The sequence below is a fragment of the Carnobacterium sp. FSL E2-0243 genome (assembly GCF_038003605.1).
GTDB lineage: Bacteria > Bacillota > Bacilli > Lactobacillales > Carnobacteriaceae > Carnobacterium > Carnobacterium maltaromaticum.
The window spans coordinates 3,459,034-3,484,826 of record NZ_JBBOPM010000001.1 but is presented as its reverse complement, the minus strand read 5'-3'; the positions used below and the strand labels follow the sequence as shown (position 1 = coordinate 3,484,826).

20 protein-coding genes are annotated in these 25,793 nt (G+C 34.3%); 16 read left to right on the top strand and 4 right to left on the bottom strand.

The features are described 5' to 3' along the window. Positions 1–119 precede the first annotated feature (119 nt). The 5 genes from MHI00_RS16260 to MHI00_RS16240 all read left to right on the top strand — a co-directional run bounded on the left by MHI00_RS16260 (position 120) and on the right by MHI00_RS16240 (position 8,118). On the top strand, positions 120–1,553 hold the full coding sequence (locus MHI00_RS16260) for an amino acid permease (protein ID WP_187957940.1): 1,434 nt from the start codon (positions 120–122) through the stop codon (positions 1,551–1,553). Beyond that, positions 1,525–3,951, top strand: coding sequence for a YhgE/Pip domain-containing protein (locus MHI00_RS16255; RefSeq protein ID WP_341114938.1), 2,427 nt, complete (start codon positions 1,525–1,527; stop codon positions 3,949–3,951). The genes MHI00_RS16260 and MHI00_RS16255 overlap by 29 nt, the downstream gene beginning before the upstream one ends. Before the next feature lie 115 nt (positions 3,952–4,066). Next, positions 4,067–5,413, top strand: coding sequence for a glutamate decarboxylase (locus tag MHI00_RS16250; RefSeq protein WP_341114936.1), 1,347 nt, complete (start codon positions 4,067–4,069; stop codon positions 5,411–5,413). A 246-nt stretch (positions 5,414–5,659) separates the two neighbouring features. Continuing rightward, positions 5,660–7,432, top strand: coding sequence for an oleate hydratase (locus tag MHI00_RS16245; RefSeq protein WP_035065018.1), 1,773 nt, complete (start codon positions 5,660–5,662; stop codon positions 7,430–7,432). Positions 7,433–7,656: 224 nt separating this feature from the next. Further along, positions 7,657–8,118, top strand: coding sequence for a hypothetical protein (locus tag MHI00_RS16240; RefSeq protein ID WP_010052166.1), 462 nt, complete (start codon positions 7,657–7,659; stop codon positions 8,116–8,118). 51 nt (positions 8,119–8,169) lie between these two features. Here MHI00_RS16240 and treR read toward each other — a convergent pair whose 3' ends face one another. After that, on the bottom strand, positions 8,170–8,886 hold the full coding sequence (treR, locus tag MHI00_RS16235) for a trehalose operon repressor (protein WP_035065021.1): 717 nt from the start codon (positions 8,884–8,886) through the stop codon (positions 8,170–8,172). Positions 8,887–9,186: 300 nt separating this feature from the next. Then, complete coding sequence (locus tag MHI00_RS16230; RefSeq protein ID WP_341114933.1) at positions 9,187–10,161, bottom strand: hypothetical protein; 975 nt, start codon at positions 10,159–10,161, stop codon at positions 9,187–9,189. 585 nt (positions 10,162–10,746) lie between these two features. Here MHI00_RS16230 and MHI00_RS16225 point away from each other — a divergent pair. Next, the gene (locus tag MHI00_RS16225; RefSeq protein WP_010052174.1) at positions 10,747–11,289 is read left to right on the top strand and encodes an FUSC family protein; all 543 of its coding nucleotides are present in this window, start codon (positions 10,747–10,749) and stop codon (positions 11,287–11,289) included. Between the two features lie 82 nt (positions 11,290–11,371). Here MHI00_RS16225 and MHI00_RS16220 read toward each other — a convergent pair whose 3' ends face one another. Next, positions 11,372–12,343, bottom strand: a complete 972-nt coding sequence (locus tag MHI00_RS16220) for a DUF1002 domain-containing protein (RefSeq protein ID WP_035065027.1) — start codon at positions 12,341–12,343, stop codon at positions 11,372–11,374. Between the two features lie 145 nt (positions 12,344–12,488). Then, entirely contained in the window at positions 12,489–13,481 is a 993-nt protein-coding gene (locus MHI00_RS16215) for an LLM class flavin-dependent oxidoreductase (protein ID WP_201734241.1), read from the bottom strand. A 193-nt stretch (positions 13,482–13,674) separates the two neighbouring features. Between MHI00_RS16215 and MHI00_RS16210 the strand changes: the two genes are divergently transcribed. From MHI00_RS16210 to MHI00_RS16165, 10 genes are all read left to right on the top strand, one after another. Then, complete coding sequence (locus MHI00_RS16210) at positions 13,675–14,079, top strand: VOC family protein (protein WP_015077888.1); 405 nt, start codon at positions 13,675–13,677, stop codon at positions 14,077–14,079. Between the two features lie 63 nt (positions 14,080–14,142). Continuing rightward, the gene (locus MHI00_RS16205) at positions 14,143–14,565 is read left to right on the top strand and encodes an SRPBCC family protein (RefSeq protein WP_119906981.1); all 423 of its coding nucleotides are present in this window, start codon (positions 14,143–14,145) and stop codon (positions 14,563–14,565) included. Positions 14,566–14,702: 137 nt separating this feature from the next. Beyond that, positions 14,703–15,338, top strand: coding sequence for a DNA alkylation repair protein (locus tag MHI00_RS16200; RefSeq protein ID WP_201730081.1), 636 nt, complete (start codon positions 14,703–14,705; stop codon positions 15,336–15,338). Between the two features lie 755 nt (positions 15,339–16,093). Further along, complete coding sequence (locus MHI00_RS16195; RefSeq protein ID WP_341114928.1) at positions 16,094–17,560, top strand: helix-turn-helix domain-containing protein; 1,467 nt, start codon at positions 16,094–16,096, stop codon at positions 17,558–17,560. A gap of 378 nt (positions 17,561–17,938) precedes the next feature. Continuing rightward, entirely contained in the window at positions 17,939–18,160 is a 222-nt protein-coding gene (locus MHI00_RS16190) for a hypothetical protein (protein WP_010052192.1), read from the top strand. Between the two features lie 73 nt (positions 18,161–18,233). After that, entirely contained in the window at positions 18,234–19,214 is a 981-nt protein-coding gene (locus MHI00_RS16185; protein WP_233638232.1) for a WxL domain-containing protein, read from the top strand. 25 nt (positions 19,215–19,239) lie between these two features. After that, positions 19,240–19,896: a WxL domain-containing protein gene (locus tag MHI00_RS16180; protein ID WP_015077882.1), complete on the top strand. Its 657-nt coding sequence runs from the start codon at positions 19,240–19,242 to the stop codon at positions 19,894–19,896. A gap of 35 nt (positions 19,897–19,931) precedes the next feature. Then, positions 19,932–20,630: a WxL domain-containing protein gene (locus MHI00_RS16175; protein WP_035065044.1), complete on the top strand. Its 699-nt coding sequence runs from the start codon at positions 19,932–19,934 to the stop codon at positions 20,628–20,630. Positions 20,631–20,715: 85 nt separating this feature from the next. Beyond that, positions 20,716–21,858, top strand: coding sequence for a DUF916 and DUF3324 domain-containing protein (locus tag MHI00_RS16170; protein ID WP_015077880.1), 1,143 nt, complete (start codon positions 20,716–20,718; stop codon positions 21,856–21,858). 39 nt (positions 21,859–21,897) lie between these two features. Beyond that, complete coding sequence (locus MHI00_RS16165) at positions 21,898–25,641, top strand: hypothetical protein (RefSeq protein ID WP_341114913.1); 3,744 nt, start codon at positions 21,898–21,900, stop codon at positions 25,639–25,641. Positions 25,642–25,793: the final 152 nt, after the last annotated feature.

Below are 25,793 nucleotides of genomic sequence, written 5' to 3'. Positions count from 1 at the left end.
GATTTTTTGTTAAATATAGAAATATATTTGCTGTTTTTGGTTAAATAAGTGTTGAAAGTAAGATTATAAAATTAAATACTTTTTAAAGATTAAAAAAATTTAAAAGGGAGGACAGAAAAGTGAATAAAAAGAAAAACATTTCTAAATTTGGATTTTTCGCAATGACAGCCTCGCTGTTTATTACAGTTTATGAATATCCAACTTTCGCTGATTCAGGTAAAACATTAATCTTTTTCTTATTGCTTTGTGGAATATTTTGGTTTTTACCTGTTGCATTGAGTTCGGCTGAACTTGCAACGATAGAAGGGTATCAAGATGGCGGAATTTTTAGTTGGGTTGGTGAACCGTTAGGAGAAAAATTTGGTTTTGCTGCTATCTTTTTTCAATGGTTTCAAATTACTGTTGGTTTTGTCACGATGATTTATTTCATTATTGGAACAGTATCAGATGTTTTGAATGTACCGGTTTTAAATACTAACGTAGGTGTGAAATTTATTCTTGTTATTTCAATATTCTGGTTATTAACTGCACTTCAATTTAAGGGAACAAAAATTACAGAACAAGTAGCAAAATATGGATTTTCAATCGGTATTGTTATTCCAGTGTTGCTTATGTTGGTCTTAGCAATTAAATATATAGCATCAGGAAATCAAATTTCAAAGAATTTTACAGATACCCACTTTTTCCCCGATAAAAGTAATATTTCTGCGCTAGTTTCATTTGTACTCGCATATATGGGTGTAGAGGCATCAGCTCCTCATATTGCCGATTTGGAAAATCCTAAAAAAGATTATCCAAAAATTATGTTTGCCTTAGTCATTGTTGGAGTTGTCCTTAGTACGATTGGTGGTAGTGTTGTAGCTATGGTTTCACATGGAAATATTTCAGCCAATGCAGGAGTTGTAAATGCGTTAAAAGAAATAATTTCTCCAGGTAAAGAATCTCCGTTGGTCATTATTTTAGGTATACTAGTCTCATTTGGTGTTATGGCACAGGTGAGTTCTTGGATTGTTAGTCCAACAGAAGGTTTACAATTCGTTGCTTCAAAAGGTTTATTACCAAAAAAATATGAAGAAGTAAATAAGCATGGCGTTCCGGTTCCATTATTAATAGTTCAAGGAATCATTGTAACTGCTTGGGCGGCGATTTTAACTTTTGGTTCTGGTAATTCAGGTGGAAATGTTTCATTCCAAACAGCAATTTCATTGACAGTAATCATTTATTTAAGTGCATATATATTATTTTTTATCGCTTATCTAGTTATTGTTTTCAAAAAGAAAGAGTTGAAAAGAGAGTATCAAATACCTGGCGGTTCAAAAGTGAAAATTTTTGTTGCTGGTTCAGGTCTATTACTTTCGATTGCCGCCATTATAACTGCATTTATGATACCAGATACAATGAGTAAGACAGAAGGTAAAACGTATATTACTACATTGATTTTTAGTTACATCGTGACTGTAGTTGCTCCATTTCTATTTTATCAATTTTATAGCAAGAATCATAGCTTGAAAGGGGCGGCACATCATGAAGATGACCAAACAAGAATGGATTAATTTATTTCGTAATAAGATCTTATTAATCTCAGTCATCGCAATTGCCTTTATTCCGATTTTGTACTCATCTATTTTTGATAAATCAGTTTGGGATCCGTATGGTCGTGCAAAAGATTTACCTGTAGCAGTCGTAAATCAAGATAAGCCGACAGAATTATTAGGACAAAAAATGAATGTTGGGCAACAAGTTGTTGATAATTTGAAAAAAGATCATCAGTTAGACTGGAATTTTGTTTCAAAAGAAGAAGCAGAAAAAGGTATGAAAGATTTAAAATATTATATGATTGTGACAATTACCGAAGATTTTTCAAAAAATGCAGCTAGTATCATTAATCATACCCCTCAAAAAATGGAAATTATATACACAACGAATGATTCGTTAAATTATATAGCCAATGAAATTTCAACTGTAGGTGCTACTGCTCTGGAAACTCAAGTCAGGGAACAAGTTATTGAAGCATATGCAACGGCAGTTGTTGACGCGGGTCAAAAATTAGTTGGTGCTCTTGGCCAGGCCGCTAATGGAGCGAATCAACTTGCAGATGGTGGTGGTGAACTTCAAACAGGGCTAAAACAATATACCGAAGGCGTTTTTCAAGCAGATAGTGGCTCAAATCAGTTAGCAGATGGAACGGGTCAATTAGCAAATAGTATTGGCCCATTAGCTTCAGGTGTGTCGCAATTAGATTCAGGAGCGAATCAACTAAGTTCAGCTTTGAATCAAGCAAATCAAGCTTTAGGACCAATTGAAAATAATGTCGCTGGCATTGATGCTGGTTTAACTCAATTGGCTACTGGAACTCAAGATTTGGCCAACGCTTTAACCACATTTGAAAATAATTTAGATCCTAACGTAAAAATAGTCCTAGAAAATGATTTACAAAATATTCGTAATGAGATTAACTCGATTATTACCAACAAAGATAAGCTATTAGGAATTTCAAATGATGCAACAGGTGTAGCGGATCAAGCAAAAGTGGCAAGTGCTAGTTTGAGTGGCGCCAATTTGGAGATGCAAAAAATACAAACAGATATAGATTCTTATGTTGCAGATTTACTTGCAGGTACCACAATTTCGGATAATGAGAAAGCGGATATTGTAAGTTCAATTAGTAGCAAAGTTGATGCGATTTTAGATGAGCAAATTTCATCGATAACAGCACAAATAAATACTTCTTTATCGGCAGTTGAATCAGAATTAAATACACTAAGTGCTAAAGCATCAGATTTATCTGCTTCAGCAAATGATGTAAGCAATGTGACAAATGCTATGGCAGCCTCTGCGCAACAACTTTCTTCTTCTGAAGCGAGTATCCATGCTGGAATTAATTCGTTTGACGCCTTATTAGCTCAGGTACCAAATTCATCACATGCAGTAGGATTAACCAGTGGATTATATGCAATTAGTTCAGATTTAAATCTTGCGGCAACCAAGTTACCGACAGCTTTAGCTGGTGTAAATCAATTAACAACAGGAAGTAGCCAATTATCTATTGGTTTAGATCAATTGCAAAGTCAAATTCCAACTTTATCAAACGGTGTGAATCAATTAAATACAGGTGCAAACCAACTGCAAGCAGGATTAGCAGAATTAAATGAAAATTCACCTGAATTAATGAGCGGTATTGGTCAATTAGAAGGTGGGGCAAAAGAACTATCTTCTGCTTTAGATGAGGGTGTGAGTGAAAGTTCCACATTAAAAATTACGAAGAAAAATATTAATCAATTTGCAGCACCTACTTCCTTGAAAAATAATGAATATAGTAAAGTAGCAAACTATGGTGAAGCATTAGCTCCTTATATTATGTCACTAGCACTATTTGTTGGTTCAATGTTGTTCAATTTTATCTACCCAATTAGAAAAATTTCACTAGAGGGACAATCAAGTGGAGCATGGTGGTTGAGTAAAGTGAGTCTTGGATTTGTTGTTTCAAGCATAATGGCGTTAATTCAAGCAAGTATTATGTTATTAATTGGATTACAAGTTGATAACATTTTCCAATTTTTCTTAACAGCGTTTGTTAGTGCTTGGTCATATATGGCGATCACGATGTTCTTAGCAATGACCTTTGATAATCCAGGTAGATTTGTTGCGATGATTCTTTTAGTATTGCAACTTGGTGGTGCTGGTGGAACTTTCCCAATTCAATTACAAGCGCCATTCTTTAAAGCAATTCACCCCTACCTTCCTATGTCCTATTCCGTTTATGCGTTTAGAGAAGCTATTTCAAGCGGAATTGGAGCCCCGTTATTTAGAAAGAGTATTTTAATTTTAGCTTTATTAACAATCATTTTTGTAGCATTATTACGCTATTCAATGCATGTATTACAAAAAAAGAACCTGCAAAATGTTTCTGAATTAAATGATAATCAAAAGTTACAAGGTCTAGAAAATTAACTAGTTAAACAAAATTTAGAACTCAAGATAGTCAATTTTATGTATTGTAATCAAGCGAATAATTAGTTTGTACAGTATTAATTTTATAAAAAAATAGAGAATAGGGTGGTTTATAATGACAAATAAAGATTTTTCTACTCAAAAGTTACCTTCAAAAACATTCTTTGAAGATGGGATTGGTTCAGCTGTTGCGTATGATGCAATTAAAAGTTATTTAATCGATGAAGGGAATTCTAGACAAAATTTAGCAACATTTTGCCAAACGTATATGGATGATGAAGCTATCAAGTTAATGTCAGAAACCTTAGATAAAAATGCTATTGATAAATCTGAATATCCAAGAACAGCTAAAGTAGAAGCTTCATGTGTAAATATGTTGGCAAATCTATGGAATGCACCGAGTGAGAATTTTATTGGAACTTCAACAGTGGGTTCGAGTGAAGCGTGTATGCTAGGCGGGATGGCTATGAAATTCAGATGGCGCCATCTAGCGGAAAAAAAAGGAATTGATACGACAAAAAGAAAACCAAACTTAGTTATTTCTTCAGGATTTCAAGTTTGCTGGGAAAAATTCGGTGTTTACTGGGATGTTGAACTTAGAGAAGTGCCTGTTGATCCAGAACATTTAAGTTTAGATTTAGATCGAGTATTTGATTACGTTGATGAATATACGATTGGTATTGTAGGCATTCTTGGCATCACATATACAGGGAAATTTGATGATATTGAAGCATTAGACAAGATGGTTGAGGAATACAATAAAAAAAATAATGCTAATTTAGTCATTCATATTGATGGGGCTAGTGGTGGGATGTTTGTGCCTTTTGTTAATCCGGAATTAGTTTGGGATTTCCGCTTGAAAAATGTCGTTTCAATTAATACGTCTGGACATAAATATGGCTTAGTTTATCCAGGTGTTGGTTGGGTAATTTGGAAAGATCGGGAGTATCTTCCTGAAGAACTAATTTTTGATGTTAGCTATTTAGGAGGTCATATGCCAACAATGGCAATCAACTTCTCAAGAAGTGCTAGCCAAATTATTGGACAATATTATATGTTTTTAAAATTAGGCTACAATGGTTATCGTCAAGTTCATAATGAAACTAAAGAAGTCGCTATGTATCTTGCGAAATCAGTTGAAGAAACAGGGTTATTTAAAATATATAACGATGGGTCCAATATCCCAATTGTATGTTATACCTTAAAAAATGATGCACAAGTTAAATGGTCATTATATGATTTAGCTGATCGTTTACTCATGAAAGGGTGGCAAGTTCCAGCATATCCATTGCCAAAAAATATGGATAATATAATCATTCAACGCTTTGTCTGTCGTGCAGATTTAACTATGCCAATGGCTGAAGAAATGGTTGAAGACTTTAAAGAAGCAATTAAAGAGTTAGCAACAGCCACAGTGTTAGGCCATGATAGTGGTGATAAAGTTCACGGATTTACTCACTAAATATAAAGTATTTGTCCTATTTGTGGGAGTGAAAAAACTATATTAAATACAATATGTAGTTTTAAAAAATAGAAATTTATAAAATCAGTCAGCATGAATTATAAATAAAGTTGTCAGATTAGTTTCTCTTTCAGCTGATTATAATATGTCGCGCTAAGCGACACATTAAGGCACTAGTAAGTCATGTATTATCTTATAATTAGGTTAGTTAATTTAATAAAAATAGATTTAAAGGAGACGAACAATATGTATAGAAGTAATGGTAACTATGAAGCATTCGCACGAGCAAAAAAACCAGTCAGATCAGATGAAGTATCTGCCTATTTAGTCGGTTCAGGATTAGCCTCTCTTTCAGCGGCTGCCTTTCTCATCAGAGACGGTCAAGTGAAAGGTGATAAAATCCACATTTTAGAAGAACTCCCAATTGCTGGGGGATCTTTGGATGGTATTTACAAGAACGAATATGGATTTGTTATTCGAGGTGGACGTGAAATGGAGAGTCATTTTGAATGCCTTTGGGATTTATTTAGATCTATTCCGTCATTAGAAGTAGAAGATGCGTCCGTTTTGGATGAGTTTTACTGGTTAAATAAAGAAGATCCTAACTCTTCGAAATGCAGATTAATCCACAATCAGGGAGAACAATTCCCTACCGATGGACAATTAACTTTGAGTGAAAAGGCAATTAAAGAGATACTTGCATTGTGCTTAATGAAAGAGACTCAGTTAGATGACAAAAAAATCACGGACGTTTTCACAAAAGAGTTTTTTTCTTCTAATTTTTGGACTTATTGGTGTACAATGTTTGCTTTCGAAGAGTGGCATTCAGCAATGGAAATGAGAAGATACTTGATGCGCTTTATTCATCATATTGACGCTCTTGCGGACTTTTCATCATTAAAATTCACAAAATATAATCAATATGAATCATTAGTTTTACCAATGTTAGCCTATTTAAAAGAAAATGGTGTGCATTTCCAATATGATACAAAAGTTGAAAATGTATTAGTTACTTCTGAAAATGGAAATAAGAAAGCAGAGCGTCTAATTTTAAATGTAAAAGGTCAAGAAAAAATTGTCAAGTTATCAGAAAATGATTTGGTGTTTATTACGAATGGATCCATTACTGAAAGTTCAACATATGGAAATAATACTACACCTGCACCACCAACAAAAGAATTAGGAGGTAGCTGGAATTTATGGAAGAAAATGGTGGAACAAGATTCGGATTTTGGTAAACCAGAAAAATTCTGTGAAAATATTCCAGATGAAAGTTGGTTTGTCTCAGCTACAGTGACAACATTAGATAAAAAAATAGCGCCTTATATTGAAAAAATTAGTAAAAGAGATCCTTATGCAGGTAGAGTTGTAACGGGTGGTATTGTCCATGCGAAGGACTCTAATTGGAAAATGAGCTATACAATAAATAGACAGCCTCATTTTAAAAATCAACCTGAAGACCAATTAGTGATTTGGGTATATGCATTACTTTCTGATAAACCTGGAAATTATATTAAAAAAACGATTACTGAATGTACTGGAAATGAAATTGCTTCAGAATGGTTGTATCAAATGGGTGTTCCTACAGATCTGATTGATGATTTGGCTAAGAATTCTTGTAATACCGTTCCATGTTATATGCCCTATATTACGTCGTACTTTATGCCAAGAGCAAAAGGTGATCGTCCATTAGTCATACCAGACGGATACAAAAATTTGGCATTTATTGGTAATTTTGCAGAAACAGAAAGGGATACAGTATTTACTACGGAGTATTCTGTAAGAACGGCTATGGAAGCTGTCTATACCTTATTGGATATAGATCGTGGTGTACCAGAAGTATTTGCATCATCCTACGATATTCGAATGTTATTGAATGCTTCTTACTATCTAAATGATAAAAAAGGGATTAAAGAAGTGAAAGTTCCGCTATTAGAGGGAATAATCGAACGAAAAGGATTGAAGAAAATAAAAGGAACGTTCATTGAAGAATTGCTTGAGGATGCAAAATTGTTATAGTTTGAGTTGATTATAAAGTTAAGTGAATTAGTGAGAGTACTAAATCATTCATAACTTGTAATTTTATTTCTGAAGTCATGCACAATAATTTTATTTACTAAAATTATTGTGCTTTTTTACTTGCCTATAAGAAACATTTTTCCACGTAATTCTTTAATTCAGTTTGAAAGTAGTGTAAAGTAGAAGGGTAGCTTTAAGCTGAATGAAGAGAGAGGAGTTTTATTATGCAACTACCAGTTGAAAAAAATAGCAAATTAGCCAAGAATTTAACGTTAGCATCCGCTTTATCATTAACTGTTGTGACCTTATTATCTGTGTTACAAGTGCTTTACTTAGTGGCATTAAGCAATACAGATTTATCTAAATTGAAAGAATTAACAGCGGAACAAGCGGCTGTTATTCGAGAATCAATTACCTTGCCGACGATTTTATTTTTTGCAGGAATCGCCTTAATTTATTTGATTGTCACAGTTTTTATGTATCTATTTGTCATGAAAATTAAAAAAGGGAAAGCTATTTCAGTTATTCCTTACTATGTATCCATTTTAATGCTAGCTTATTCTTTTTTACAAAGTGCAATTGCAGTTAATATATTCAATGCTGCACTTTACTTTATTGTAGGCGTTGTTGTAGGTTTTGCAGTGTTTTACGGGTATAAATATAAAAAGAGTATCGTCTCAGAATAAAAAGTGAAGAAACCTCATTGCTGAATGAAGCGATGAGGTTTCTTTGTTTAGTTAAACAGGACTTTTTCTGCGGGCAAATTCAACAAAACGAAAACGGTCGAGACGATGCCGGGATTCAGTGTATTGAAAAAGAGTGGTATCTTCTAAATAAACGTCGCTACGTACGACTACAATATGTGTATCATCGCCTAAATCCATCAACTCTTGGTCTTCAGGAGTGATTGGGTCGACTGTGATTTCTTTCTGAGCATAGCTAATTGCGAGTCCCAGAGTGTGTTCAATATAGTTATAAATGGAGTCTTGCGCTGCAGCTTGAGGCATCTCAGAAATGATTGAGAGCAATAAGTAATCTTTATCTAGAATAACCACCTCGCCATTAAATCGGCGCTGTCTTTCGATGTAAATCACTTTAGTATCTGTGGGTAGTTTAAGTCTTTCAGCTAATTTTTCAGGGATTGTTTGGACTTCATTTTTAGTCACAATCGTTTCGCTTTTCATCTGTTGTGACTCTTGGAGCTCTTTGAAACTTGTTAAACCTGAGACTGGAAAATCAAATCGATTTACATCTAAAACGATAGAGCCTTTTCCTTGTTTTTTTTGAATATAGCCACTCTCGAGTAGTAATACTAAAGCTTTTCTAATTGTTTCACGGGAAACACTGTACTCTTTAGTTAACTCATTTTCACTAGGTAAAAGTTGACCAGGTTGATACTTTTTTTCTAAAATTGCTTTTTCTAAATCTAAGTAAATTTCATGGAATTTGTTCATAGGGTATCGACCCTCCTTTACTAAAAGTTCATTGAGCCATATAGGACTGGCTCAAAAGAACTAGCCTAAATAAAAAGTTCGTTGAGCTGGTTAGGCCTGGCAGAAAAATAGGAAATTCCAAGAAAAGTGGCTCTTTACTTTTTTGGGAATTTATCTTTTTTCCGAAGGACTGGCTCAAAAGAACTAGCCTAAAAAAACATTCTCTTACCATTTTAGCATAGACGGCTTTATAAATGGAGAGTGAAGTCAAATAAAAAAGACAAGCTCTAACTAGCGAGCTTGTCTTTTGATTTATTCGGATTATTTACGTGTGAAGTTAACTTCTGGTGTTGCGAAATCTTTATTTTTCAACATTAAGTCCTTACCTTGTAACGCAAAATTAAAATTCGTTAAACGATAATTAAAGTATTCATCTAAATTCGTATCTTTAAAGGCTGTTTCATAAGCAGCTTTTGTATAAACGAGTACGACTTCTTTGTCTGTTTCATCTTTAACTTTCACTTGATCGGTTAATTCTTTGAAGGCTTTGATATTTGCTTCATCAATCGTCTTTTTATCTAAAACAATTTTAACGCTTGTGTCAGTAGCCCCAAATTGATTAACACCCTTACGCGTTAATTCACTTGTGAAAACTAAATTCATACCTTTAACACCATTCATATCAACAAAGCTAAATTCAGACTTGCTCCCTTTATTGACAATTTTAAAGGTACCAGCTGTATTTTCTCCTTGCCATGTACCACCAATTTTACTGAAAAATGGGAAGACATAGTAGCCAAAGATTAAAACAGCAACAATCATAATACCTAATAAGCTATAAAGGATTTTACCCATGTGTTTAGCCAATTTACCTTTAGGTTCTTCATCTTCAAGATCCTCATCTTCTAAATCTTCTTCGTCAAATTCGCCATCAATTTCTTCACCTTCTATAGATACACCTTCAACAACACCAGAACTAGCTAGTGCTTCGATACCTTCTTCTAAAATTACTTCTTCAGCAGTATTTGTTGCAGTAGTCTCAGTTGTAGCGTCCACTTCGTTAAGATCCTTAGATGGAACTTCTTCATCAACGATTACTTCTTCGGTTACGACGTCATCTTCTACTACTGTTTCTGTATCAGAAGGTGCTACCTCATCTTCTTTGGCAGGTGTTGCTTCTGTTTCAGTACTTACTACTGTTTCTTCGCTACCTTTAAGAACTTCATTCTCAGGAGTAACAACTACCTCCTCTTCATTTTTCTTAATTTCTTCTTCGTTTGTCTTTTTTTCAGTCATTTTTTTTACTCCTTTCTGATTTTCTAATTTTGTACGTAAAGCAATGGAACGTACTATCCTTAAATTCACACTTTATAAAATAAACGAATGATTTCTTTAATCGCTATCTTGAAAATCGCAACATATCTTCTATTATATAACATTTTGGTTCCTTTATGTTTGTTTTATTTTACCTTATTGAGTGAATAAATGAAAATTTCAGTCAATAAAAAGGCTTTTTTTAGAAGGCTAGAGTCAGTGAGTTGTTTTTTTATTAGAGGGAAAATCGAATTAAACCATACATGCAAAAAGGAATTTCATTTCAGAGTATTTTGTAGCTGTTTTTTTATTAGGATTTTTAAATTTAAAATAATAGTGTTTATCAGTAGATGAAAATGAACGATTTATGTAAATAAAGATCAAATTAAGTATTGAAACACCCATAGATCATTGACAAAAGCTTTTACGAACGGTATATTTTTAGTATAGTTAGAAATGACTTTTGTTTTTTACTAATTTAATTTTAGATAAGAGTAGTCGAGTATACATAAAAAAGAGTCAGGTATTCATTCCCTTTTTAGTAAAATAAAGTCGGAAGGGATGCTTTTGTGTTGGTATAAAATTGAAGGAAGTGTCCGTTCAGGTATGTTGGATTTAAAAAAATTTAAAATCGGATTGCGCACATTAAAAACAGGGATTAGTGTGTTTTTATGCATGCTTATTTTCACCATATTTGATCGTGGTACACCGATTGTTGCTACGTTAACGGCGGTTTTTGCGTTAAGGGAAGATATGAATAACACCTTGAAGTTTGGTCGACATCGGATCGTGGGAAATACCTTTGGGGCGATTTTTGCTGTTGTTGTCATTTTATTATATGAATGGGTTGGCAATATTGTTTTAGTACAGCTAGTAGGTATTCCACTATTAATTATGATTATGATTACGTTTTGTGTCGCAACAGGGCATAGTGAAGGTGTAGTTGGAGCTTGTGGTACATTTTTAACGATTATTTTTATGATTCCGGAAAACGAGTCTTTTGGTTATGCGTTGCAACGTGTAGTCGATACCTTTATTGGCACTGGGATTGCTTTAGGTGTGAATCATTTTATTCGTCCTAAAAAAGCACGAGCTTCTTCTATCGAGTAAGTAATTATTCGTCAAATCCACAAAAAAACCACTTAGAAAGTTAGATTTCTAAGTGGTTTTTTAATGTAGTTAGAGAACTATTTTAGTTAAAGAAACCAGTCAGCCAGTTAACAAAGTTATCCCAGTTTGTTCGAACATTTTGTAAGAAACCTTGTGCTTGCTCTGAATTTAAACTATTTCGTGCTTCGCCTAACCAGTTTTTAGCATTATTCATGACATCTTCACCAAAACGATTTAATTGATTAATCAATTCTTTATTATCGATGGCAGATGAATTTTGAAAACGAATCATAAAATTGACAATCTCCGTTTTTTGTTCGGGTGTGACTACATTTTCTAAACTATTATTTTTTAAAGCGTCATTCACGATACGTTCTACGTCAGCTTTGGTAGCAAGCTCATCTTGCTTTTTACGGATACTCGCAAGCTCCGCTTTGATTTCAGCAAAAGCCACATTTAAATTGGCATCACTAAACTTAGAGTTATCACTATTCGCATCACTAATACTTGAAATAACCCCTAGCTCTTCTTGTCCAACTGCAATGGCTTCTTTATCAAGTGCTTGGCCGTTTTCATCGAAAGCCATAAATACACCCGCCAAAGCTCCTTCGCCAGTAACTGGAACAGCGGAAGCTACTTTGATAGTGGCATCTGTGACACCGGCCGTAATACTAGCATTACGATATTGTTCTGTTGTGATTAATGTAATATTTTTAGGTGTAACAATTTCAACTTTAACGCCATCACCAGCAGATGTTCGTTGAATTAATGAGCTTGAAAATACTTGAGCTCCGGGGTTATTGCTATTTTGTAAATATTTCCCAATTACTGTCCCATCTACAACAAATTCATCTACAGAATCATCTTTTTTGATGCCTAGCAAATCCCTAGTTTCTTGAATTTGAGCATCACTCAAAGTTACTCCTCTAGTAAAGGCCGGTTTACCCCAAGTTTCATTAATAGGTGTTTGAGCAAAAGCAGTGGTTGAACTAACTAAAAATCCTGTAGCCAATAGTCCTACGAGCCCCGCTGTGATTATTTTTTTAAGTTTCATATCCATACTCCTTCATAGTCAAAATAAGTAAATAATTCTTTTATACAAGTAGTAGGTACATTGTAGCAATATTCCTGCTGGTTCTACAACTGATAAGACTACTTAATAAAAGAATCTTACAAATTTTAAGAGAAATTTAGAGTAATCAGAGCATTTCTTTTGCAAGTAAGCGATAGACATTTAAGCGTTTTTCTTGGCTATGAGGGGTACTGATAATCATCGCTTCTTGAAATCCATAGTACTCGCTTTCTTCTACTAAACGATCTGCCACGGCTTTGGCTGTTCCTACAAAATGAATTTTGCGACTCTCCTGTATTTTTAAACGGTCCATTTCGGTCAAACTGAAATTTTGGGCTTCTTCAGGAGTGATAATTCCAGTTAATTGGCCTTTGGTCATCATTAGACGCTGGATATCTGTTGGTCTAGCTTCAAATTCAGCTTCTTCTATGCTTTCTGCAACAGTTGCTAAATAAGCGACATTGATTTCAGGTTTTTCCATAAAATAAGAGGGGATGAAACGATCTTTATACAGACTTAAGATTTCTTTAGTCATGGAACCACTGAAAAATTGGGCAAAGGAATAGCCGACTCCCATGCGTGCTGCTTCTAAAGCACTATCGCCACTAGAGCCTAAAAGCCAAGCTTCAGGTAAAGTAACTGGTGTAGGCGAAGCAATAGTTGTTTGGTAAAGTTCATCTACCGGGACTTTATCATTGATTAAGGCTAATGTTGTTTCTAGTTTTTCGTATAGTTCTCGCATTTGCGGCCGTTTGCTTTGTGCTAAAGCGTAAATAGCTTTCATATCTCCACCAGGCGCACGACCTGCGCCGAAGTCAATTCGTCCTGGACTTAAGGCACTGAGAGTTTTAAATGTTTCTGCCATTTTTAACGGCGAGTAATGCATAATCATAGTTCCACCTGTCCCTAAACGGATATTTTTAGTTAAGGCAGCTAAATGAGCGACAATGATTTCTGGGGCAGCACTGGCGACAGATGCAGAACCATGATGCTCTGCAAACCACATCCGGTGATAGCCTAATTCGTCAGCTAACAGGGCTAATTCTTTGGCTTTATCTAGTGCTGCAACGGCAGTATTTCCTTTAGTAACGGGTATTTGATCGAGTACACTTAATTTCATTATTTGTAGGCCTCCTAGGTTCCACTTATTTTAAATAAGATTACTACTTATTATAACCTTCCTAGTTAGATAAGTGAAATAAGTTATCTTCAAAAAATTAACTAAATTCAATGGTTTAAATTAGACAAAAGTGATGTTAACGGTTAGGATTAACATGAATAACATGCTTCATAATTGAAAGGGGTATTTTACTATGTCTGAACAAACTAAAAAAATCTCTACTTTTCTCACATTTTCTGGAAATGCTGAAAAAGCGATGAATTTATATGTCTCTTTGTTTGAGGATGCTAAAATTCTTTCTTTAACGCACTTTGGAGAAGGTGATCGTGGAGTTGTGGGTCAAGTGATGAACGGTGAATTTGAAATCAATGGTCAATCGTTTATGGTGATGGATATGGAAAAACAATATGCTCCAGAGCTTAATTGGGGAGTATCAATTTTTGTACGTTGTCAAGATGAAGCTGAATTTGATCGTTTATTTACAACGTTTTCTGAAGGTGGTTCTGTAATGATGGGACCAGAAGCTGTGAATCATTTGCGTAAAGTTGCTTGGGTGACAGATTCGTTTGGTATAACTTGGCAGCTAATTTGGGAATAGGTATTGATTAAGTTAGTGCGCTTAAGATAAAGCTGTAATTAAAAATATAAAGGAGGGTTTATAATGAAACATATTAAAAAAGAATTCCTGCTTAATTGCAAACCAGAAGAAGCTTGGCAACTAGTTGTTGACCGTAATAAGTATGAAAAATGGGCATTTGCATTCCAAGAAGGGTCAACTTACACAGGCGATATGGGATTGAATGAAACAATCTCATTCGTTGATGGTTCAGGGGATGGTTTAGTTTCTAAAGTGGTTGTTTTTGACCCAGAAAAAGAAATCAAATTCTCATTTTTAGGTGAAGTCACTAGTGGTAAATACGTTGAAGTTCCAGCATTTGCCGATATGCTTGAACATTATATTTTTGAGCCGGTGGGTAATCAGACTAAAATGTTTGTAGATGTTGCGATGGATGATGAATATTACGACATGATGAATGAAATGTGGGATCAAGCTGGAATTGAGCTTATAAAACTAAGCAACTAATTAATAAGTACAGAAATTTTAACTCGTTATCAATATGACTGATTGTTGATTTTTCTAAAGATAATGAATGAGGAGTTCGTCTCACATTTATTATCTTTTTTCGTTTAATAGAATATAGGTGATGAAAGGATTTAAATATGACTAAAAAAGAAGATATATTAATGCAACTAAATAATCCGCCGACTAGTTTGGGGGACTTGCGAAAAATAGCTAAAGATATAAAAAAAGATCATGCATTAGCTATGGAACTGTGGGATACAGAAATATATTTAGCACGACTGTTAGCCATTCTCATTATGGACAAAAATATGCTTACTCAGGAACTAATTGATAAATTAGATAAAGATAGTGAAGAATATAATACTAGTGAAAGAAATCAGTTAATCGATTGGCTAATGGCAAACCAACTAGCTAAAAGTAAAAAAACAATATCGCTTATGGAATCGTGGCAAAACAGCCAATCATCGCTCCAAAGACGTGTTTTTTGGTATTATCAAGGTCGGCTGCGCTGGATGGGGAAAACGCCACCTCCAAATACTGAAGAGCTACTGTTATTGATTGAAGCTCAAATTGAGAATGAAGCTCCAGAAGTACAATGGGCAATGAATTTTACTGCCGCACAAATCGGAATCTTTCAAAAAGAATATCGCCCAAGATGCATTCAATTAGGCGAGCGAACAGGTTTGTATAAAAATCAAAAAGTAGCAAAAAATTGTACGCCTGATTATTTACCGCTCTATATAGCCATGCAAGTTGATAAATTAAATAAATAAGTGGAAAATAGAAGCTTGGATCAATCATTCAACGAGGTTTTTAAATACTATCGATGAATTGTTTGAGACTATCAGAAAAAGTCACACTATTGTAGCTAGCCTAGCTACAATAGTGTGACTTTTTAATTTTTGGTAATTGTATTCAAGTATTTTAAAGTTAAGTGATGAACTGAATGATTTTAAAAATTTACATAGGTTAATACGGACAACGGAAGAGGGGCAGTATCTGATTATAAAAGAAATTCTTAATTTTTATGATTGTTATTTTTAACTGCTTGAATCTAAGTTGGTATTCGTAAATTTGAAAAATAACTATCAATAATAGTTATTATCTGACAATTGCTAAAAATTGAGATTTCCTGTACAATAAATCATCATTTAAGTGTTATTTTAACAGATGAATCAACAGTAATTCTTGATTTAAACAAATTTTTTTGAGTAGCCGAAATTTTAATTAAAGGAATTAACTTGAGTAGCGTTTATTAGAAAATTGTGATAAAGTCTATAAAATACGAAATGGAATTTTGAAAAGGTTGTGATAATAACTGCCAAAAATTAAATTAAGGTATTTGAGAAAGGGGCATGAAAGTGATTATTTAGAACTATTAGATATAGGGCTAACTATGTAAAAATTGTTATCATGTATGAGATTTATCGGAAGTTGTAGGTAATTAAGGAGAAAATCAACGACTGAAGTTATAAGAATAGCTTGTTTAATACAGAAGTTAAAGTAAAAAAAAGAGAGTTGATTAGATATGAGAAGAATACTGTCGCCGCAAGACGGTCGCATTTTAAAATTAGTTGAGTTTTTGTATGATAAAGATGAGTTATTCATGGGCGATCTTTGTACTAGCCTGAATGTCTCTTCTAAAACATTAAAAAGAGATATCGAGCAGGCGAGGTTAATTCTATTTCCTATTGATATTAATGTTAGTGGGAATAAAGGTGTGAAAATTGTCATTCCTTCTAGCTATTCGATTGTGTATATTTATTCTGCTTTGCTTGCTTCAAGCCCTGAATATAATTTACTTGAAAAACTTTTTTTATGTGAAACTTATACAGTAGAACAGTTGTCAGAAGAGTTGTTTCTTAGTTCATCATCTTTGAGAAGAATGATCAGCAGAATTAATGTTGTACTACAGGAAGAAGGAATGGAAATCAATTTAAGCCCGTTGCAAATAACGGGGGATGAACAAAGAATCTGTACCTTGTTTACTTATTATGTGTTAGAACGTTATTATTTGAATAAAACTATTTTCACAGAGGCACAAATAGCTGCGGTTAAGGCGCTTATTAATTTTACATTTAAACAATATGATGTTGATTTTGAATTAGAATGTCGAAGTAGAGAACAAACGGAAGTGTTTATATTAGTGCAATTAATTCGACGAAAAAATAATCATTTTTTTGTTGATAGGTCAATTCTTACTCGGGAAAATGTTTATTCTGATGTTGACACTTCGGCAATAAGAGAACAATTAAAAGATGCTTTTGATACAGATATTAATAACCAAAATCTACTTCAATTCTTTGCTATATTTTTAGATGGGAAATGGTCTTTTAGTTACAACCAATTAGTAGAGCACGAAAAGATAAATAATCAGCTTAAAAAAACAAAAGAAAAATTTGAAGAATTAATTGATAACATAGCTTTTAGGTATAACATTGAACAAACGAACAGAGAAGAATTATTAACGCGCCTTTGTAATAGTCGGATGATTGAGTATGGAACGCATCATGTTTTATATGAGCAATCCTTAGATATTGTCAATCATTTTTGCCATGACTATTTTGAAGGGATTGAGTTTATCCGTTTGAAATTAAAAGAAATTTTTCAAGATGAAGGGTTAGAAGAATATAAATTAAATGACTATATCCGTATATTGATCATCTATTGGGACGATTTTGTAATCGCACTTGAGAGTGAAGTAGTACCATTGAAAATTGGCTTTATTTATAATACAGAAGAGAAGTTTATGAAACATATTCAAAATAAAATTACTTATAGATTTAAAAAACGCTTTGATGTTAAAATTATGGATTGTTGCTTAACGGACATAGAAAGTATCAAAAATCAATGCGATTTAATTCTCACGAATATACCTGGACTTGTTATTCCAGATGTAGAAGTCCTTTGTTTTCCAACATATCCAAGGGAAAAGGACTGGTCCAAACTAGAAACCTTTTATTCCAATTTCTATTTTAACAATCAAGGTGAATGATTTTTTTGTTATTTATTAATTTGGTTTTAATTGTAATTGATCAGAATTAGATACATTAATCGAAATGAAACAATAATTTAATAGCGTTATTAATTAGAATGCGTTTCAAAAACTCCATATCGGTTAGGAGTTTTTGAAATGTATTTTTATTATTAAGTAGACTAAAATTAAATTTGTTGAAGCAACAATATTTTTTTGAAATTTAAAATAACGAACGTAAAAGGTTTTTTTATTTGAAATTAGGAATAGTTAAGTATCCATGATTTATTCACACAAATACATATCTGATTGGAATAAATTGTCTATGCTATCTAAGAATAAATGTATGTTCAAATTAATAATTGTGAGAGAAACGAAACGAGATGGAGGAAAGTAACGTTGAGAATAGAAGATAAGTGGGAAGATGGAATATTATACTCTGTTGAGTTTCAAGTATCTTTAGAGGGTACGGTGAAAAACATTAGAAGGAATGTTGTTCTTCCAGAAGAGTTAGACTTTTCAGAATTAGAAAAACTAGTTAAAAAAAGTTTTAATTTAGTGACGAAAGTGCTATTCGTCGAATATTGTTCGGATGTCTTATTGTTAAAAAATAATGGTTAATTTAAATAGATGAATCATCAATCTAACGCGGGTTTTAGGTAACCCCTTACTAAAAACCTAAGGCAATAAATTAGTGGGAGGTGAAAAAATTGAAGTAATTAAAGCGTTTTTTATAGGGGGACTTAGTTTATTTTGTTTTTTTACTTTTTCGTCAACAAGTATGGCAAATACAGCAATTAGTCAAGCAGGTATTTATTTTACTGAGAAAGAAGAAGCAGGAGATGTAGATCTGCAAAAAAGTAAAAAGCTGCCTAATACGCAAGCTGATAGAACCAAGTCAACGTTACCACAAACGGGAGAAAGTGAAAATTTCACTATACTTTCAGTCGGATGGATCCTGTTAATGGTAGTAGCAATAATAAAAAGAGGAGGAATAAAAATGAAATTAAAAATGATGACAGTAGTAGGGTTAATTGGGAGTGGTATGTTAGTAGGTACAAGTTTAGTCCATGCAGCAGAAACAGCTGCACCACAAGATGAGATTACAGGAAGTGTTGATGGAAAAGGTGGAACGTCCCGTGGATATATCAATTTAACAGCTGGTGATACAGGCCCTAAAGAGCCTCTTGAACCAACAGTTCCACCAGGTGGCACAGGAAATGAAGGAGTTTTAACCTTAGATAATATCGCTCCTCTTCACTTTTCTACACATAAACTAGAAGGAAAAGAACAAGTGTACACATCAGTTGTAGAAAATTCAAATATTCAAGTAACAGATGTCCGTGGCGAAGAAACAGGTTGGAACGTTCAAGTATCACAGACACCATTTAAAGACATGACAGACGAAACAAAAGTCTTGAAAGGGGCTAAATTAATTTTACCAGCAGGAGTCGTAAAACCAGATGAGGGCAATGTCTCTCTCGCACCGATAGTTCAGTCTGTTGAAGTCAATGCTGATTTAGCGGTAGTAATGAATGCAGCTGCAGGAACAGGCGCGGGAACATGGAGAACGGTTTTTGATAAAGATGAAATCAAATTAACTGTTCCAGCCGGAAATAAAAAAGGCGAATATATGTCGACAGTTACATGGACATTAATGGATGCACCAAAATAAAAATAGAGAATAAGGAGAAATAAAAATGAAATTAACTAAGTATTCTATCGTAGGTTTAGGACTTTTAATAAGTGTTGCAGTTTTAGGAAATCAATCTGTTGAGGCAGCTGAGGCAAGTGCAGGTTCTTCGAAAGCAAATTTTGAATTACAAGCAGGCGACGATACAACGGTTCCGGAGCTGTTAGATCCAGAAATTCAACCTCCAACATTAAATAAAGGCCCATTAAGTTTAGATTCGGTTTCTAGCTTTAATTTTCCAACTAAAAAATTAGGCTCTGAAGCAAAAGCTCCACTTGAAGCAACACCAGTTGAAGGCACGAAGCTAGGTTTACAAGTAACGGATTCTCGTGGACAAGATTTAGGTTGGAATTTAAAAGTTAGTGCAACAGCTTTTGAAACGGCAGATAAATCATTAACCTTAAAAGGTGCTGTTATGACGATTCCGAAAGGGAAATTAACGACAGAAGATGGCGTCGACCCGCTTTTAACACCAACAGCTTTCAAAGTAGATTTATCAGCAACAGCAACAAGTATCATGAGCGCGACAACCACACAAGGTCGTTCAAGTTGGAGTAATGCCTTTGAAGGAAATGGAGAAAAAGTCACGTTAGCGGTTCCTGCAGGGAATAAAGTAGCGAGTTATGTTTCAACGATTACGTGGTCATTGGAAGATGCACCGTAAACAACTAAAAGAATAAAAAAGGATGGTAAAGAAAAATGAAAAAAAGTTCATACATTATGGCGACAGTAGTCTTGGCTTCTTTAGCTTTTGGAGGAGCAGAAGCACAAGCAGCAGTATCAAGCACACATACATCAGAGAATAAAATCAATTTTACAGCAGGTGAAGGCGTTGTGACCCCGCCTGTTGATCCAACCAATCCAGACAATCCAAATGTACCAAGCCCAATTGACGAAACAGATCCAGAAAATGCAGGAACTGGTCAAACCGGACCATTATCGATTGATTATGTTTCCAATATCAAATTTGGCGAACATAAAATTACAGGGAAAGACATTGCCTATAAAGCGAAGAATGCCAACCCATTTATCCAAGTAACGGATTTACGAGGGGCAGGAGAAGGCTGGCACTTATCAGCTAAAATGAGCGAATTTAAAAGCGGAAATAAAGTGTTGAGAGGTGCAACGTTAGCCTTTAAAGATGGTGTTGTCAAAGCAGGAAGTTCAAGCAATATTTCTGTAGCCCCAACTAAATCAGATGTTTTATTTGATAATACAGATAGTAAACCGTTTATGAATGCGATGGATAAAGGTGGACGTGGGACATGGGTAACAGTCTGGTCTGGAGCAGATCAAGCCAATGAAGCTGTTCAATTAAATGTGGTAGCAGGAACGCCAGAAGCGGATACAGAATATACATCTTCTATTACCTGGGAATTAGCAGACGCACCAAAATAAGCAACTAAATTTAAAATTTGATAGAAAGGGTCGTTTTTTTCAACGATCCTTTCTATTCTAGTTAGGAAAAGGGGAACACAATAAGATGAAGAAAATCATTTCGATACTCGCTTTATGTCTACTAGGGATCCATTATATGCCGATGACAGGAGAAGCTGCAGAAACAATGGCCTACTCCGTTAAAGCGAATATACCAGAAAACCAAATCAACAAAACACTTACTTATTTCGATTTAAAAATGGAGCCAAATCAAAGACAAGAGTTGACGTTAACCGTCAGCAATTCTAGCGATGAGAAAGCCACGATTCTTATTTCTCCAAATGTAGCGATGACCAACCAAAATGGAGTGATTGATTATAGTAAAATGGATGAGAAATTGGATTCTACGTTAAAAAATCCAGTCACATCTCTTATTTCTAAAGCACAGGAAGTGACATTAGAACCGAAAGAAAGCAAAGAAGTTTCCTTCACTGTGCAAATGCCTGAAAAAGAATTTGATGGGTTGATTTTGGGTGGTTTCTATATTTCTAAAAAGGAAGACGATTCAGCTTCAAAGGATAAAGAAAAAGATGTGCAAATAAAGAATAAATATTCCTATGTGATTGGACTCCAAATACGAGAAAATACCAACGAAGTGAAGCCTGTGATGACTTTACATGATATTAAACCTGTCTTATTAAATTACAGGACAGCGGTCACCGCGAATCTTAAAAATACGGAAGCAACGATTATGAAAGATTTAGCTGTCGATGCAAAAGTGATGAAAAAAGGGACTACAAAAGTGCTTCATGAAACAAAAAAAGAAGGAATGACAATGGCGCCGAATTCGAATTTTGATTTCCCGATTAGTTGGGACAATCAAAGTTTAGACCCAGGGACCTATATGTTGCAATTGGTTGCACAGTCAGGTGAAGAGAAGTGGGAATTTGAAAAAGAATTTACTATATCTGCAAAAGATTCAACCGACTTAAACAAAGAAGCTGTTGAATTAGAAAAAACAGAACCGAATTGGATCTTGATTATTTCAATAGTTATAGGAGTGATGTTCCTTCTTATTCTAGTGGTTGTTTTCTTTATTTCTCGTCATCAGAAGAAAAAAGCCGCAGAAAAACGTGCACGTTTAATCAAACAGAGAAAACGAAAGAAACAACAAGAGTTAAGAAAAAGAAAAAGTAGTTCAGAAGAACTACCTAAAAAAAGACCAAATAATCAGACCACAAAAAAATAAAGTCAACTAGATTAATTCTTTATGAAAGGAGAATTTATCATGCTAAAAAAACATAAAAAACAAATAGTGTTTTTTTTCTCAATTAGTTTAATTTGTGTTACTTTGTATGGGAATTATGAATTTTTAAAAGGGCGTATATTTGCGGAAACAGCTGAAGAAAGCAATGTACCAGAAATTAAGAAAATTGAAAGCAATGAGGACACTAGCTTAGAAAGTCCTTCAGAAGAGAGTCAAGCTAATTCACAACAAGTTGAAAAAGTAACTAGGGAAGCTGCTGAAGACGGTTGGGTGGCTACAAAATACTCCGATTCTATTGAAGAAGGTGGTAATAAAATTAGTTGGAAATATGGTGAATCTTGGTATTACACATACAATAACAATAGCTGGATAGAGGGTGATTTACTCTATACAAATTTGATTGTTAACGATAGTATTTTAACAGATTTTACGAAAGGATTCGTATGGGCAAATCAAGCTGGATCTTCGTATGCTAAAAATCCTACAACGAATACATTACGTCGAAGTTTTGAGTATCAAAGTTTTCAAATTGCTATTCTTCAACAATTGTTAGATGACGGGGCGGTAGTAGTCAGTTATCAAGTGACGAATAAGGCTTCAGTAGCTAAAAAAATTGGAGTTTACCAAAGAGTTAATCTATTAGATAAGTCCTCAGTACAGGTTCTTAACGGATTCAAAGGACTAAATGTTGCACCGAGTTCATTGGCACTGGTGCCAGACTCGGGAACTATGCCAAATTGGACAGCTGGAGTTAATGGAAGAGTAAGTAACTTTGCCGGATACAATCCAAATTCCGTCAATGGGGTTGGCTGGGAGTCAGGGAAGAAGCAACCAGATTCATCTATCGACTTGAAAGAAAATAAAGGACTATATCTAGGTAATACAGATGTAGTGATGAAAAATCCAGGGGTTATGGTGCAGCCGAATGAATCGACTACTTTTAAACAAATTGTAAAATTGGGTAGAATGGTTCCTCCAGCTGTTACATTAGATCAAAAAAATACGGAAATGTATAAAAACGAAAGTATAGATATTACAGGAACTATTTTCGATAGTAATAATCATAATTATCGGTTGTATCTGGAAATGGATGATATAGATAAAACGCTAATTCCCTTAAAGGATTTTGCCAATATACCTTATCAAGAAGTGCAGAATTATCAAGTAACTATTGAAGGGAAACATTTTAAAAAAGGAGATCATATCGTTTCAATTGTTGGGATTGATGAATATGGAACTCAGTCAGTAGCTCAAAAATTGTCCCTTACAATTAAAGAAATAAGTGGAACACCACTTCTACAAAAGGTTAAAATTGGCGATAAAATTCAAGCAGATATAACGAAATTATTTGCAAACATTGTTGGAAATGAGACGAAGTTGAAATCGGTCTCCCAAATAGATTCTACAACAGTAGGATTTCAATGGGCAGAGGCAGTCTTGATTGATGCGGATTTAAAAGAAGAATCTTTTAAAATACCTGTAGCAGTGTATGATGCTGAAACGACAACATTTAATGATATAGATCATCTTGTGCTAGATGTAAAAGATGATCTAGAAATTACGATGTCAGAAGTAAGTGTAGCGGTTCGAGAAAATCGTTTAGATGAATTAATTCTTCAAAAAAGCGAAGCCAAAGCTTGGCAAGCAGAAAATGGAGAAGCAGTCACTATGGAAGTCGCGCATAATGTGAAGTTGCAATTCGGAAAGTATGAAGCAACAATTAGAGCAATAAGAAAAGACACAAATAAAGTCCATACAAAAAAAATCAGTCTATTTATAATAGACGGGCCCTTAAAAGATGGCTGGGAATTTGTATCAGCTGATGAATCGGTTTCGAAGGCTGGATACAAAATTGAATGGGATCAAGGTTCTTGGTGGTACACATTTAATGGGAATAGCTGGATATATAGAAATTATCTTGAAACGAGCTTAATAATAAACGGCGTATTTCCAGCGGGAACATCAGATGGTATGGCTGGGTATAATCCAGTTGGGCAAGGGTTTTTAAGAAAAAAACAGACGGAATCAATTTATAGCATTCAGAGAGAAACGAACTCCCTTAGACGGACGTTTCAGTATTTAGACCGCTATAAAATTGATATAACTCAAAGATTATTAGAGAATAATGGGGTTGAAATTACGTATCAAGTTACAAATTTTGGTTCAGACACTCAAAAAATCGGTCTTAGTCAATTTTCTGCTACGTTTTTTGGTTCAGCTTCATATCCAGTAGTTGTTACACCAATCAATAACTTTAAGGGAATTAATTTAACTTACAATGGGTCTTCTATGGTTGTTATACCAGATCCAGAAACCATACCCAATTGGGCAGCTGGCCAATTGGCAGATAAGTTTCAACAATACAATGTACAAAACGCGAATGGCGTTGGTTGGGAAACGGGAAAACGATACCGTAACGATGGTGGAGGTTTGTTGTCTCCACCGGCTGTTTTAAAAGAAAACCAGCCTGTTAGAGTATCGAATACAAGTATTTCAATGAAAAATCAAGGTGTAGACATTGCAAGTAATGAGAGTACATCATTCAAACAAATTTGGAAGTATGGTGTACTTGCACCTCCGAAAGTTACGCTGAATCAAACAAAGGCTTCCATGTATCGGGATCAAAAAGTTGAAATTGATGGAACCATTTCTGATGAAGATAATATGGATTATCGCGTATATCTAGAATTGGATGATAAGGATAAAACATTAGTTCCATTAGCTGACTATACAAACATTCCTTATAATGAAGTTCAAACCTATCAAGGAACAATTGATGGGAAACTATTTTCACCAGGAATTCATACAGTTTCAGTAATTGGGATTGATGAGTATGGAACACGTTCCGCAGCACAGAATATCGAATTGACAATTACTGAATTAGACGCCACACCTGACGTTCAAAAAGTCAAATTAGGGGAAGCGCTCAATAACGATTTAAACATTTTATTCAAAGAAATCAAAGGAACAAATGTCACATTAAAGCCATTATCGATGGATTCCTCAGTAGTAGGATTTCAATGGGTAGAAGCAACGTTAACTGATGGAAAACGGGATGTCATAAAAAAAATTCCAGTTAACGTATATAATGCCGAAAGTACACTATTCAATGAAAAAGATGCCATTGCTTTAGATGCTAAAGATACCTTCTTTGATTTGGTGGATGTGCGCAAAAACAGTGAAGAAGGAACTTTAGATGAACTGGTTCGTCAAAAAGTTGAACCAAAAGCATGGGATATGGCTGATGGAACAACTATTCCTATTGAACTTATTACAAATGAAATTGAACCAGCCTTTGGTATTTACAGTGCCACATTCAAGGCTACCAAAGAAGGTTCAGGGGGAATGTTACAAAAAAATAGTCAGCTATCAGTTGGTGGCGAACTTAAATTTAAAGAACTACCAAAAAACTTAGATTACAAAACAACAAAGTTAAGTCAAAAAACGCCATACGTGGAGCGAATACAAGCTGATTGGAAAATTGAAATAGAGAACACAATCGGGTCAAACTGGTCGTTATTTGCTAGCGCTGTTTCTTTTGAAGATCAAGCAAAACAAAAATTAAGAAGTGCCTTGATTCTTAAACAAAATCAGATACCAGATTTAGTTATTAGTGAAATAAGCCAAAAAATCGCAACAGGAAGTGAAACTTATCCAATGATTCAGTGGGCAGAAACAGAAGGTTTGTTATTGAAAGTCAGCCCAGATGCCAAAGTTGGAAACTACCAAGGTGAAATAACGTGGTTATTATCTGATGCTCCTTAAGAGAGCTCACTAGTAATAAAATATTCTGTTCTAATTTAGGCGCTACCATTGACAAATGAGCGAAATACATGTATATTTCTAACGTATAGTAAAAATTAATTATAAGTGATTCAATTAAATAATACAGCAGTCAAAGTGCTTTTCCATTTCTA